This is a genomic window from Aeromicrobium sp., assembly GCF_036675695.1.
Lineage (GTDB): Bacteria > Actinomycetota > Actinomycetes > Propionibacteriales > Nocardioidaceae > Aeromicrobium.
In genome coordinates, this window is the sequence record NZ_JAKFEL010000098.1 from 1 (window position 1) to 12,845 (window position 12,845).

Annotated in this window: 10 protein-coding genes; 4 read left to right on the forward strand and 6 right to left on the reverse strand. The window is 65.6% G+C overall.

The window, feature by feature from the left end; all coding sequences use genetic code 11:
• From xylA to V6M39_RS06330, 3 genes are all read left to right on the forward strand, one after another.
• Positions 1-1,099, forward strand: a 1,099-nt coding sequence (gene xylA, locus V6M39_RS06320; protein ID WP_332642907.1) for a xylose isomerase, incomplete at its 5' end; no start/stop codon positions are given.
• Entirely contained in the window at positions 1,099-2,277 is a 1,179-nt protein-coding gene (locus tag V6M39_RS06325; RefSeq protein WP_332642908.1) for an ROK family transcriptional regulator, read from the forward strand. The genes xylA and V6M39_RS06325, both read left to right, overlap by 1 nt.
• A gap of 60 nt (positions 2,278-2,337) precedes the next feature.
• Entirely contained in the window at positions 2,338-3,000 is a 663-nt protein-coding gene (locus V6M39_RS06330; protein WP_442880705.1) for a response regulator, read from the forward strand.
• A 7-nt stretch (positions 3,001-3,007) separates the two neighbouring features.
• On the opposite strand, the gene V6M39_RS06335 is transcribed toward V6M39_RS06330, so the two are convergent.
• Positions 3,008-4,654 (reverse strand): ATP-binding protein, encoded by a 1,647-nt coding sequence (locus V6M39_RS06335; RefSeq protein ID WP_332642909.1) that lies wholly within the window; start codon positions 4,652-4,654, stop codon positions 3,008-3,010.
• A complete protein-coding gene (locus V6M39_RS06340) occupies positions 4,654-5,004 on the reverse strand; it encodes a response regulator (protein WP_332642910.1) in 351 nt (116 codons plus the stop codon). Before V6M39_RS06340 ends, V6M39_RS06335 begins: the two co-directional genes overlap by 1 nt.
• Before the next feature lie 109 nt (positions 5,005-5,113).
• Between V6M39_RS06340 and V6M39_RS06345 the strand changes: the two genes are divergently transcribed.
• Positions 5,114-8,332 (forward strand): FG-GAP-like repeat-containing protein, encoded by a 3,219-nt coding sequence (locus tag V6M39_RS06345; RefSeq protein ID WP_332642911.1) that lies wholly within the window; start codon positions 5,114-5,116, stop codon positions 8,330-8,332.
• A 63-nt stretch (positions 8,333-8,395) separates the two neighbouring features.
• Here V6M39_RS06345 and V6M39_RS06350 read toward each other — a convergent pair whose 3' ends face one another.
• From V6M39_RS06350 to V6M39_RS06365, 4 genes are all read right to left on the reverse strand, one after another.
• Positions 8,396-9,574, reverse strand: a complete 1,179-nt coding sequence (locus V6M39_RS06350; protein WP_332642912.1) for an ROK family transcriptional regulator — start codon at positions 9,572-9,574, stop codon at positions 8,396-8,398.
• Positions 9,575-9,624: 50 nt separating this feature from the next.
• Positions 9,625-10,890, reverse strand: coding sequence for a sugar ABC transporter permease (locus V6M39_RS06355; RefSeq protein ID WP_332642913.1), 1,266 nt, complete (start codon positions 10,888-10,890; stop codon positions 9,625-9,627).
• Positions 10,887-11,666, reverse strand: coding sequence for an ATP-binding cassette domain-containing protein (locus V6M39_RS06360; protein ID WP_332642915.1), 780 nt, complete (start codon positions 11,664-11,666; stop codon positions 10,887-10,889). Before V6M39_RS06360 ends, V6M39_RS06355 begins: the two co-directional genes overlap by 4 nt.
• A gap of 98 nt (positions 11,667-11,764) precedes the next feature.
• On the reverse strand, positions 11,765-12,845 hold a 1,081-nt coding region (locus V6M39_RS06365), incomplete at its 5' end, for a sugar ABC transporter substrate-binding protein (protein ID WP_332642916.1).

A 12,845-nucleotide genomic window follows, 5' to 3' on the forward strand; every position in this document is an offset into this window, starting at 1 on the left:
CGGACGCGATCCGTTCGGTGAGCCGACACGTGAACCGATGGACCCGATCTACGCCCTCGAGAAGCTCAAGGAGATCGGCTCGTACGGCGTCAACTTCCACGACGACGACCTGATCCCGTTCGGTTCCGACGAAAAGAGCCGCGACGCGATCATCGAGCGATGGAAGAAGGGTCTCGCCGAAACCGGCCTCGTCGTGACAACGGCTACGACCAACCTGTTCGGGCATCCCGTGTTCAAGGACGGCGGCTTCACGTCGAACGATCGTGAGATCCGCCGCTTCGCCATCCGCAAGGTCATGCGCAACATTGACCTCGCCGCAGAGCTTGGCGCGAAGGTCTACGTCTGCTGGGGCGGCCGCGAGGGTGCCGAGTCTGGCGCCGCCAAGGACGTTGCAGCCGCACTCGATCGCTACCGCGAGGCATTCAACGTCCTCGGCGAGTTCGTCCACGACAAGGGCTACGACATCAAGTTCGCCATCGAGCCCAAGCCCAACGAGCCCCGCGGTGACATCCTGTTGCCGACGATCGGTCACGCCCTCGCGTTCATCGAGACCCTCGACCGCAAGGAAGGCGTTGGCGTCAACCCGGAAATCGGGCACGAGGAGATGGCAGGCCTCAACGCAGCGCACGGCTACGCGCAGGCGATGTGGCAGGGCAAGCTCTTCCACATCGACCTCAACGGCCAGAGCGGACCGCGCTACGACCAGGACTTCCGCTTCGGTGCAGGCAACTCACGCGGTGCGTTCTGGGTGGTCGACACCTTGCTCGCTGGCGGGTACGACGGACCGGTGCACTTCGACTTCAAGACCCCGCGTACTGAAGACGACAACGGCGTTTGGGTTGCCGCCGAGGCCTGCATGACCAACTACCTGATCCTGCGCGAGAAGGCGATCGCGTTCCGTGCAGATCCTGAGGTCCAGGCCGCACTCGTCGCAGCCAAGCTCCCCGAGCTCGCGAAGCCGACCTTGAACGAAGGCGAGACCTGGAGCGAGCTGGAGTCATCGACTGGACCGTCGGCGGACGAGCTCGCTGCGTACGGTGCAGGCTTTGAGAAGCTCGACCAGCTTGCTCTCGAACACCTCTACGGAGTCCGCGGCTAGTGACGCCCACCCGCCCGGGCGGTACGGAGCACCTGCGCAGGCAGAACACTGCGCTGGTGCTTCGCTCCCTGCGTACCGAGGGCGCAGCCACTCGTACGGAGCTGGCGCGCCGCACCGGTCTGGCCAAGGCGACTATCGGCACGATCGTCGCCGAGCTCGGCACAGGCGGCGCCGTCAGCGAGGACCAGTCGGCTCCGTCGGGTCGTGGTCGGCCCGGACGGCCCGTGACACTCACCGGTGAGTCAATCATTGGTCTGGGCTTCGAGGTCAACGTCGACTACCTCGCTGCAGTCGCGCTGGATCTGGGTGGCAACGCCCGCATCTCGACGATTCGACAGGTCGAAAGCGCTGGACCGCCGTCCATCGGCGAAGTGATCAGCCTCGTCACCGAAACACGCGACTCCCTGATCGCAGCTGGTCACAGCATCGTTGGTGCCACAGTGGCCGTTCCCGGACTCGTGGCGCACGACAACCGCACGATCGCGTGGGCACCCAACCTCGGTTGGGACAATGTGGAGCTTGCCGCCCAGCTTGAGGCCGTTCTCGGCGGCGCGTGTCCCGTCACGGTCGACAACGATGCCAACTGTGCGGCACTTGCTGAAGCCGCTCACGGTGTCTCGATCGACGTCCCGAACTCGCTCTACATCACCGGAACGGTTGGAATCGGAGCCGGGATCGTCCACGACAACCTCCTGCTTCGTGGCGGCGCTGGCTTCGCCGGCGAGGTCGGCCACATGCCGATCGGCAATCATTCGCGCGTGTGCGGCTGCGGACGCCTCGGCTGCTGGGAGACCTCCGTCGGCCTCCGCGCGATGCTCGCCGCCGTCGGCATGGAAGAGGAGAGCACACCGCTGCAGACCGCCGTCGCTGTCGCCGCGCGAGCCGCCCACGACGCCCAGACCCGCGCCGCGCTCACGACCCTCGGTCACGACCTCGGCACCGGCCTCGCCGCCCTGGCAGCGGTCCTCGATCCTGCCGCCATCGTCCTCGGCGGCTACTTCGTACCGCTCGGCGCGTATGTCGTCCCGGCCGCTGGCGCCGTCCTCGCCGAGCGTCTGCCCTCAGCCTCGATTCACCTGCCGCAGATCCGCCTGAGCTCGCTGGGGATCCACGCCGCCGCACTGGGCGCGGCAGAGCGATCCCTCTCAGGGGTCTATGCCGGCACCGTGGTGCTGTGACCCCTTCCTTTGCCCTCCGTTCCACTGCGGCCCCACTGGACGGCGCGACATAATCGGTCCGTGGCTGCGCTCCGGGTGATGCTGGTCGACGACGCGCCTCTCGTCCGCGAGGGGATCGCGCGGCTGCTGCGAGACGACGGCGTCGATGTGGTCGCCCAGCGTGCCGATGCCGTCGGCCTCATCGCTGCACTTGAGGATGCCCACCCGGACGTCGTGATCCTGGACGTACGAATGCCACCGACTTACACCACCGAAGGCCTGGATGCCGCCGTGGAGATCAAGGCACAACACCCCGAAATCGGGGTTCTGGTGCTCTCCCAGTACGTCGAGACACGTCATGCTGTGGACCTGCTCATGGGAGCCCCCAGCGGCGTCGGCTACCTGCTCAAGGAGCGCGTCACCGCTCACTCAGATCTGGTCGATGCCATCATCCGCGTTGCCGGGGGTGGCACCGTGATCGACCCCGAGGTGGTGCGAAAGGTCCTGGAGACACCGCGCTGGTCCGACCCACTCGACCGGTTGACCGTCCGAGAGCACGAAGTCCTCGCGCTCGTCGCCGAGGGCCACTCCAACACAGCTATCGCGGACATGCTCGCCACCAGCGCGCGGACAATCGAGTCCCATACGAGCCGGATTTTCGCCAAGCTGGACCTGGACGTCACCTCGAGCACACATCGCCGAGTGCTGGCCGTGCTCGCGCACCTGCGAGCAAATGCCAGGTGACCGATCGTCAGCGCAAGGGCGAGAGTCCGCCAGGGAGAACGGGTGCGGCGATGGCGTTGAAGCGACGTCGACGCAGTCCGTCCTCGGCCGCGACGATCGCCAGCAGCTCCTCGAGCTCCTCGCGAGCAATCCCCAGGGCATCGACCGAACGCTCCAGACGATTGAGCTCGTCTGGGGTCAGGGGTCCATCGCTGGAGCACATGCGTATGGCGCAATAGACCTCTCCGCGGGCGACCTGGGGAAACTCGGGTAGAACCTTCAGGTCATCGAATGTGTCGGAGTCGTCATATGCAGCGATCGCCTCGATCACCCAGCCGGCGCCACGTGCGGCCGTGTGATAGCCGATCAGCCATTCCCGCTCACGCTCGGTGATCCGTGCGTTCCCTCCAGCGATCAGCATGGTGGCTTTCGCCGACATCAGGTTGTCCTCGTCGGTGATCTGGTCGCCGGCTTCACCGGGCATCTCCCAGTTCTCCTGCACGAACCACCGCAGGGCGACCCTCCGCTGCTGCTCGGTATCGGTCAGCACGGTCTGGGCGAGCGGTATGTCGACGGTCACCGTGGTGCCACATTCGGGTGGGCTGTCGATCTCGAATTCGCCTCCGAGGGCGCCGATTCGGTCGGCAAGACCCTGCAATCCAGAGCCCTGTGATTGCTTTGCTCCCCCGATTCCGTCATCGATCACCGTCGCGCGAAGAGTTTCGTCCACCACTCGCGCCCGCACCGTCACGCGTGAAGCGACTGCGTGCTTGTTGGCGTTGGTGAGCGCTTCCGTGACTAGGTAGTAGGCAGCGACTTCAACGACTTCGGGGAGCCGGTCGGGCAGGTCGACGTGGAGATCCACCGGTACTCCGGGGCGCTCGGCCAGGGACTCGAGTGCACCCCGGAGACCGGTGTCGCCAACGATCGCCGGGAGGATGCCTCGGGTCAGCTCACGCAGCTCGGCGATCGCATCGCTGAGCTCGTGGGCGGCATCGTCCAGCAGGGCCGTGAGCTCGGGGTCGCCGGCGGCTCGTCGGCTCGCCAGCCGGAACATCAGGGCGAGCCCCACCAACCGTTGCTGCGCGCCGTCATGAAGATTGCGTTCCAGCCGCTGGAGCGCGCGGTCGCCGACGTCGATGATGCGGGTCCGCGAGGCCTGCGCTTCCAAGAGCTCGGCCCGAAGTTGTGCCTTGAGACGTTCATTGTCGAGGGCCAGGGAGGCAGCGTCGACCGCAGCGCGCAATCGCTTCGGATGTCGGAGGAGGCGAGGATCGTGGGCAAGACCCGCTATCGGTTTTCCGCCGCGATCAATCGGAGTGAAAGCCCGACACCCGTCCGGGCCCGGACGGGCCGTCTGCTCACCGAGCCCACTGATCCAGCCGCCGCGGCCGACCTGGGTGTAGACGATCTCGAGGTCCGGGTCAGCGAGAGCCCTTCGAAGCGCGTCGCGGACCGTGTCGTCGGGGCCGCCCGTACCGAGGCCAGCCAGCGCATGCACGAGTCGCTCGTCAGCGGCCCGGGCGAGGACGATCCAGGCTGCCAGGGTCAGAGGGGCCGCGACGACGATGAACTGCGACCAGAGCTCGTACGGTTGGTCGAGGTCGAACAGGGCGAGCGTGGCGACTGCGAGCACTGTCGCGGCGATCAAGCCAATTCGCAGCGCTCGGTCCATCAGGCCAGGAGCTCGTCGATCGCGGCAAGCGAGAGCTCGTCCTTGCGGATGTACCCGGCAGCCACACCATCAGCCAACAGGCGTCCATGATCCACGTCGAGAGTTGAGATCAGGATCACCACGGTTTCACCGACCTTCCCGCGCATTCGCCGAGCGACCTCCACGCCGTCGATCCAGGGCATTCGGATATCGATCAGAACGGCGTCAGGATACCAATCCTGAACCGACGCAAGGGCGCTTGCGCCGGATCCGACCTCGGCAAGCACCTCGACGCCTTCAGCCTCGAGCGCCCGGCGGGCCGTCGCCCGGAACCGCGGCTCGTTGTCGACAAGTACGACCCGCAGTGGCATGGACCAACCCTGTCATCGACCATCCCGGGATGGATCCGTGCTGGCACGGACGACATGCCTTCGTGTGACACATAGCGTCGGTGCCACTCCCTCCCGAAATGGACACATCATGGGCACTCCCAAGACCCTCATGTCGGCCCGCAAACGCGTCGCAATCAACCTCAGTCGACTACTGGTCCTCGGCAGCGCCGTGTCCGCGCTCGTGCTGGCGAATCCCGGGGCCGCCAGCGCCAGCACGACCAACTTCGCGCACTGGGTCGACTACGAGACCGGGAACCAGACCGTCAGTGTCGTGGTCGGCGACTTCAACGGCGACGGTGACCCAGATGTCGCTGCCACCGGCAGCACAGTCTCCGTAAACCTCGGCGGCCCCGGCGGGTCGTTCGGTCCTGCGGCCCACTTCGAAGGCGGCTTCGAGCTCCGATCGATCGCGATCGGCGACTTCAATGCCGACGACAACCCGGACCTCGTCGTCGCCGATGAGTATGGCGACACGGTGTCCGTCCTGCTCGGGAGCCCTGACGGGACGTTCGGGGATCCGACCTACTACCCGGTGGACGTGACCCCGACTGCGGTGGCGGTGGGCGACTTCAACGGCGACGGTGATCCCGACCTCGCGGTCACCAGCGGCGTCAACGACACCATGTCGATCCTGCTTGGTGGACCCGGCGGCACCTTCGGCCCCAAGACGTCGTTCCAGGCCGGGTTCAGTAGCCCTCTGTCGGTCGCGGTCGGTGACTTCAACAGCGACACCGACCCCGACCTTGCTGTCGGCGACGTCGCCGGCAACGTCCACGTCCTGCTCGGCGGTCCGGCCGCGACGTTCGGCCCCGCGACCGTCTACTCGATCGGGGAGGCGCAGGAATTCAACAGCATGAGGATTGCGCTCGGTGACTTCAACGGCGACTCCGACCCCGACATGGCGGTCGTCGAGACGGGCCGCGCTGTCTGGACCCTGCTCGGCGCGAGCGGCGGAACCTTCACGACACCACTGGGTTACGTCATCCCCCACGCGACAGACGTCACGGTCGGGGACTTCAACGACGACTCCCGCGCGGACCTCGCGATCTCCGAGAATGTCGGCAAGCTCGACGTGCTCCATGGCAGAGGCGACGGCACGTTCGTCAATCTCACCCAGTTCCCCACAGGCGGCGGCTCAACGGCGGTGGCAGCGGGAGACTTCGACGCGGACGGCCGAACCGATGTCGTGCTGACGAATGAGCAGAGCCCCGGACGGAGGGGAGGCATCTCTGTGCTGCTGAACCCGCAGGACATCACTCCGCCGAACACCACCATCACCGGCGGCCCGACCGGGCCGATCAACCAACCGCCGACGTTCACGTTCACGTCGTCCGAGCCCGGATCGACGTTCGCGTGCCGCGTCGACGACGCCGACTTCAGCACCTGCTCGTCTCCCCGCTCGCCGGCGGGGTTGGCCGACGGTCTTCACACGTTCGAAGTGCGGGCGACCGACGCCTCGGGCAACGTCGACCCGACGCCCGCGATCCGTACGTTCACGGTCGACACGGCAGCGCCGGTCACCACCATCACCGGCGGTCCCGAGGGTTCGACCAGCGACAACACTCCCACCTTCACCTTCGTCGCCTCGGAACCAGGATCGACGTTCGAGTGCGGCTTCAACGGCGCCTTCTCCGAGTGCACCTCTCCGTTCACGAGTGGCGGGATAGGCGACGGGGACCACACGTTCCAGGTGCGCGCGACGGATGCTGCCGGCAACGTGGAGGCGAGTGCGGCCAGTCGGTCATTCACGCTCGACCGGAACCCACCGACCACGTCGATCACCTCTGGTCCCAGCGGTTGGACCGGCGACAGCACGCCGACGTTCGGCTTCACCTCGCCTGACTCCGATGTGACGTACGAGTGCCGCGTCGACGATGCGGCGTTCGAGGCATGTCCGAATCCGCACACCACCACTGAACTCGACGACGGCGAGCACGTCTTCGAGGTACGAGCCGTCGATTCCACCGGCAATATCGACCCCATTCCGGCTGCCGCGGCCTTCACCGTCGACACGGTCGCCCCGGACACCACGATCAGCTCCGGACCTACAGGGCTCATCAGCGACAGCACGCCCACCTTCGGCTGGAACTTCGCGGACGGCGCGATGGCGCACGAGTGCCGCGTCGACACCCAGCCGTTCACAACGTGCACATCACCTGAGACGACGGACGCCTTGAGCGACGGCCAGCACACGTTCGAGCTGCGGGCGATCGACGGCGCGGGCAACGTCGACCCGACGCCGGCCAGTCGCACATTCACGGTCGACACCGAAGGGCTCGTCACGGGAATCACCTCAGGCCCCAGCGGCCTCACCAATGACCCCACGCCGACGTTCAGCTTCTCGACATCGGAGCCGGACAGCATCTTCGAGTGCAAGGTGTCCGGTGGTTTCCAGCCCTGCTCCTCGCCCTACACCTCCCCTGCCCTGTCCGATGGCGAGCACACGTTCCAGGTACGTTCGATCGACTCGCTGGGCAACTTCGAGTCCCCGGCGGTCAGCCGCACGTTCACTGTCGACACGACCGCCCCGGACACGACGATCAACACCGGACCCACTGGCACGATCGATGACCCAACGCCGACGTTCGGTTTCAGCTCGCCGGAGGCGGGAGCGACGCTTGAGTGTCGCGTCGACAATGCCAACTTCGGACCGTGCACGTCCCCGTACACGACAGCGTTGCTGGCCAACGGCAGTCACACCTTCCAGGCACGCGCGACCGACGCGGCGGGCAACACCGACCCGACGCCCGCCAGCCGTGCATTCACGGTCAACGTCGACCACACCGCGCCGAACACCCACATCGACTCCGGCCCGGCGAACCTCAGCAACGAGGTGGACTCGACGTTCGCCTTCTCCGCGAATGAGGCGGCGACGTTCGAGTGCAAGCTCGACACGGGCTCCTTCGCCTCGTGTGAGTCAGGCGACTCGTTCGGGCCACTCGATGAGGGCAGCCACACGTTCTCCGTGCGAGCGACGGATCTGGCTGGAAATGTCGACCCTTCCCCCGCCACCAGTGCGTGGATCGTCGACACCACGCCTCCCGAGACGACTATCACCAGCGGTCCGGGCTCCCTCGCCCTGTTGTCGATCAAGGCGACATTCGGACTCAGCTCGTCTGAAGGCGGCTCAACATTCCAGTGCCGGCTCGATGGCGGCGCGTGGGAGGCGTGCACCAGTCCACGGGTCTACACCGGCGTGAAGCTGGGCAACCACACCTTCGCGGTGCGCGCGATCGACCCTGCTGGCAACACCGACCCGACGCCGGCGGAGGCGACCTGGTTCACGCTCGGCCTGCTCAACCTCTGAGCCACGGCCCGCACATCTGGACACTAATCACGCGTTGGAGCCGTCAGTGTCGCAGATCGCGAGTCAGCTTGCGAGGACACTCTCGACGTCGTGGCACGCGCTGGCAAGGCACGCGACTGGGTCGCTGAGAAGTGCGCCGAATGCTAGTTCAGCGGCGCCCAAGAGCACCGAATCACCGCCCAGACCAGGGACACTCACCTTCACAAGCTCTCGCGGCGCCGTCAGTGCATGCGCGCCCAGCCCATCGTTCACGTCCTCGCTGACAAGCGGGTAGAGAGCGCGCAGGTATCCGCCCAGCACAACCACTCGCGGGTTGAGCAGGTTGACCGCAGCGGCGAGCCCACGTCCCAGATTGCGTCCAACAGCGCGCAGTTCGGGTGGGGCCTCCTTGACGCCCTCGAGGAACTCCCCGAGCGCAGCGACTCGATCGGGCGGGCAACCCACCGCGAGCGCGATCGCCGGAGCACCGATCTCGGTCTCCCAGCATCCGCGACTGCCGCAATGACACAACTTGCCGTCGGGCGTGAACGGCAGGTGGCCGATCTCGCCCGCATAGCCGCCGGATCCTTCAAGCGGCCTGCCACCAACGATCACGCCAGCACCGACACCGACTTCGCCAGACAGGTAGATCAAGTCGTCGACGCCGACACCCGCACCCCGAAGGTGCTCAGCGAGCGCGCCGAGGTCGGCATCGTTGCCAAGTACCGGTCGCCCGGGCGTCGCAATGCGCTCCGCGAGGATCTCCGCAAACGGCACGTCGAGCCAGCCGAGGTTGGGCGCAAACCGTACGAGACCATCCTCCGCACGGATGATGCCCGGAACGCTGACGCCGATTCCGACCAACGCCGCGTCGTCCTTGACGTCCTTGACGACCAGCCGCATCAGCTCGACGACTGAGTCACCGATTGCCTGCGGATCATGCGACGACGGGATCGGACCCGTCGCCCGAGCCTCGACGGCGCCCCCGATTCCAACCCGCGCGACCGTCAGCCCGTCGACGCGCACATCCGTGGCGAGCACGTACGCACCAGCGCGCGTGCGTACGTCAACTGACGGCCGACCAGCGCTGATGCGCGTGCCAGACGGCTTGACCTGTTCGGCAAGCCCCAACGACTCGAGCTCGGTGACCAGCCCCGCGATGGTGCTGCGGTTGAGACCCATCCGAGCCGTCAGCTCGGCGCGCGAGATACGCCCTGCGCGGTGCACATGACCCAGAACAGTGCCCAGGTTGTGACGCCGCACGTCCTCCTGGTTTGTTCCGACGCCCGAGCGTCCCGCGGAGGGCATGCGTATCAGCCGAGACCTGTTGCGGACCGCCGCCTGCGCGAGATCGCATCAACGCTTGCGGCCAGCAGAAGGACGCCACCGGTCACGAGGAAAGTGATGTACGACTTCTGGGCCAGCAAACCAAGGCCGTTTGCGATCGTCGCGATCACGAGACCACCGATGACCGCGTCGCTGGCCTTGCCCTTGCCGCCGAACAAGCTCGTGCCGCCGATGACAGCTGCGCCGACGGCGAACAGCAGTGTGTAGCTGCCGCCCGACGAGGTCGAGACCTTGCCGACATACGACGCCTGGACGATTCCGCTCAGCGCCGCCATCGACGAGCAGATGATGAACACCGAGATGCGGATGCGGTCGACGTTGATGCCAGCTCGACGGGCGGCTTCGGGATTGCCGCCGACGGCATAGACGTGCCGGCCCCAGCTCGTACGCCCGAGCATGAACGTCCAGAAGATCAACAGCACGATGACCATCGGCAGGACATATGGAATGCCCTTGATGGGGAAGGTCGGGTTGACGCTGCGGTTCTGGTTGAGAACGTAGGTCACGACGAGCAGCACGATGCCGACGACAGCGATCTGCACGGCGACGAGGGCCAATGGCTGGTGTTGCAGGCCGAGCGAGACCTTGCGCCGGTGCTGCCGCAGCCTCAACGCGGTGAGCACAGCGATGATCACGCCGGCGGATATCCAGCCTGCCGCCACGCTCATGTTGTTGTTGGCAATGCCACTGATGACATCCTGGTCGATGCGGACGGAGCCGCCCTCCCCGATCAGCCAGAGCGCCACGCCCTGCAGGGCGAGGAAGTACGCCAGCGTCACGACGAACGACGGAATGCCGAGCTTCGCCACGAGGAGACCGATGGACAACCCGATCGCCGCTCCAAAGAACAGCGCCGCGAGCACCGCGATGACCCAATTCTGGTTCTGCTCCACCATCAGGACGCCCATGACGCATGCGGACACGCCGCCCGCAAAGCCGGCCGACAGGTCGATCTCGCCCAGAAGCAGGACCATGACGAGCCCCATCGCGAGGATGATGATCGAGCCAGACTGGGTGATCAGGTTTGCCAGGTTGAGGTTCGACAGGAACTTGTCGTTGGCGAGGTTGAACACGATGAACAGAACGACGAGACCCGCGATCGAGGGCAGAGCGCCCATGTCGCCGCCTCGCACACGGGTGATGTAAGCGCGGACGGACTCGCCCAGCGTGTTGGACTGGGTGAGGTCTGAAGCGAAGCCAGCCTCTTCTGCGTCAGTGACGATGTCGGTCATGAAGTCACAGCCTTCGTGGCGGGGCCGGCAATGCCAGCGGACTGTCCGGTCGTGATGAGCTCGACAACCTGCGTCGAGGTCACATCCTTGGTGGCGACGTCGGCGGCGACGCGCCCGAGGTAGAGGGCAGTGATTCGGTCAGCGACCTCGAAGACGTCGGTGAGGTTGTGCGAGATCAACAGCACCCCCACGCCGGAGTCGGCGAGGCGACGCACGAGGTCGAGCACCTGGCGGGTCTGCGCGACTCCCAGAGCGGCTGTCGGCTCGTCGAGGAGAACGATCTTGGAGTTCCACAGCACCGACTTCGCGATCGCCACGGTCTGCCGCTGGCCGCCTGACAGGCTCGCGACGCTCTGGCGCACGGACTTGACGGTGCGGACCGACAGCGACGTCAATGCCTCGCGGGCTTTGGACTCCATCGTTGTCTCGTCGAGGATGAGGCCGTTCTTCTTCTCGCGGCCGAGGAACATGTTCTCGACGATGTCGAGGTTTTCGCATAGTGCAAGGTCCTGGTAGACGACCTCGATGCCGAGCGCGGCGGCGTCTTTGGCGCTGGTGACGTGCTGGGGCTTGCCCTCGAAGAGATACTCGCCCGAATCGGCTGGATAGATGCCCGCGATGGCCTTGACCAGCGTGGATTTGCCGGCGCCGTTGTCACCGACGAGGGCGGTGACTTGACCGGGATAGATGGCGAGGTCGACGTCGTGGAGGACGTGGGCGACGCCGAAGCTCTTGTTGATTCCGCGCAGATGAAGGATCGGCGACTTTTCACTCATGACGTACCTTCCGAGAGTGCAGTGTTCGTGACGTGGCGATGCTACTCACAGCGTTGGGTGTGGTCTTCCGGAATCCCGGAAGACCACACCCGTTGCTGTTAGCTGATGCCAGCGTCAGCGCACAGCTTGGCGAAGTCGCCAGTGCACACGTCCGAGGCCTTCATGTCGCCAGCCTCGATCGGAGCCCCGACATTGGACTTGTCGACAGCAACCGGATCGAGCAGAACTGCCGGCACATCACGCTTGCCGGTGTCGTCCTTGACGGTTCCAGTTGTCTCCGGCTCGTCACCGTTGACCATCGCGATTGCTGCAGCAGCAAGCGCGCCAGCCTGGCCCGTTGCCGACTTCGCGATCGTCATGCACTGGTCACCAGTCAGGATGTTCTGCAGACCCTCGATCGTTGCGTCCTGGCCGGTCACGGGAACCTTGCCGTTCTGGCCGTTCTTCTTCAGGATCGAGATGACACCGCCGGCGAGGCCGTCGTTGGCGGCGTACACACCGTCAACCTTGCCGTCGACCTTGGTGTAGAGCTGCTCGAAGATCGTCACAGCCTGCTCGTTGTCCCAGTCCGGAACAGCCTGCTCGGCAACGTTCTTGTAAGTCGAGATCTTGTCGAGAACGCTGTGCGCACCCTCCGAGAACAACGTGGCGTTGTTGTCAGTCGGTGACCCGTTCAGGTAGATGATGTCGGCGTCCTTCTCTCCAAGGCACTTCGCGAGACCTTCACCCTGTAGGGCGCCAACCTTCGCGTTGTCATAGGAGATGTAGACATCGGCCGAGCCACCAAGGGTGAGGCGGTCGTAGTCGATGGTCTTGACGCCCTGCTTCTTGGCCTTCTCCTCGATGGCCGCACCCGAGTCTGAGTCAAGGTTGACGATAGCGAGGACGGTCACGCCGCCGGTGATCATGCCATCGGCGATGGTCGCCATCTTGTCCGCGTCGCCCTCGGCGTTCTGGATGTCGTAGTCGACCCCAGCTGCCTTGAATGCCTTCTCGAGAGCCGGACGGTCAGCGGATTCCCACCGAACCGAGGACTTCGTGTCGGGAAGGATGACACCGATCTTGCCCTTCTTCGCGTCGCCGTCGCCGTCGCCAGCGCTGTCCGAGCCGCCACAGCCAGCGAGCGCGAGGGTCGCACCCATGACTGTCGCAAGTACCAGATTGCGTGTCCGCTTCACA

What these genes read in the sequence shown, in the direction of transcription:
- V6M39_RS06335 (WP_332642909.1), bottom strand. Translation starts at nt 4,654, where the DNA reads ATGGACCGAGCGCTGCGAATTGGCTTGATCGCCGCGACAGTGCTCGCA.
- V6M39_RS06340 (WP_332642910.1), bottom strand. Translation starts at nt 5,004, where the DNA reads ATGCCACTGCGGGTCGTACTTGTCGACAACGAGCCGCGGTTCCGGGCG.
- V6M39_RS06345 (WP_332642911.1), top strand. Translation starts at nt 5,114, where the DNA reads ATGGGCACTCCCAAGACCCTCATGTCGGCCCGCAAACGCGTCGCAATC.
- V6M39_RS06355 (WP_332642913.1), bottom strand. Translation starts at nt 10,890, where the DNA reads ATGACCGACATCGTCACTGACGCAGAAGAGGCTGGCTTCGCTTCAGAC.
- V6M39_RS06360 (WP_332642915.1), bottom strand. Translation starts at nt 11,666, where the DNA reads ATGAGTGAAAAGTCGCCGATCCTTCATCTGCGCGGAATCAACAAGAGC.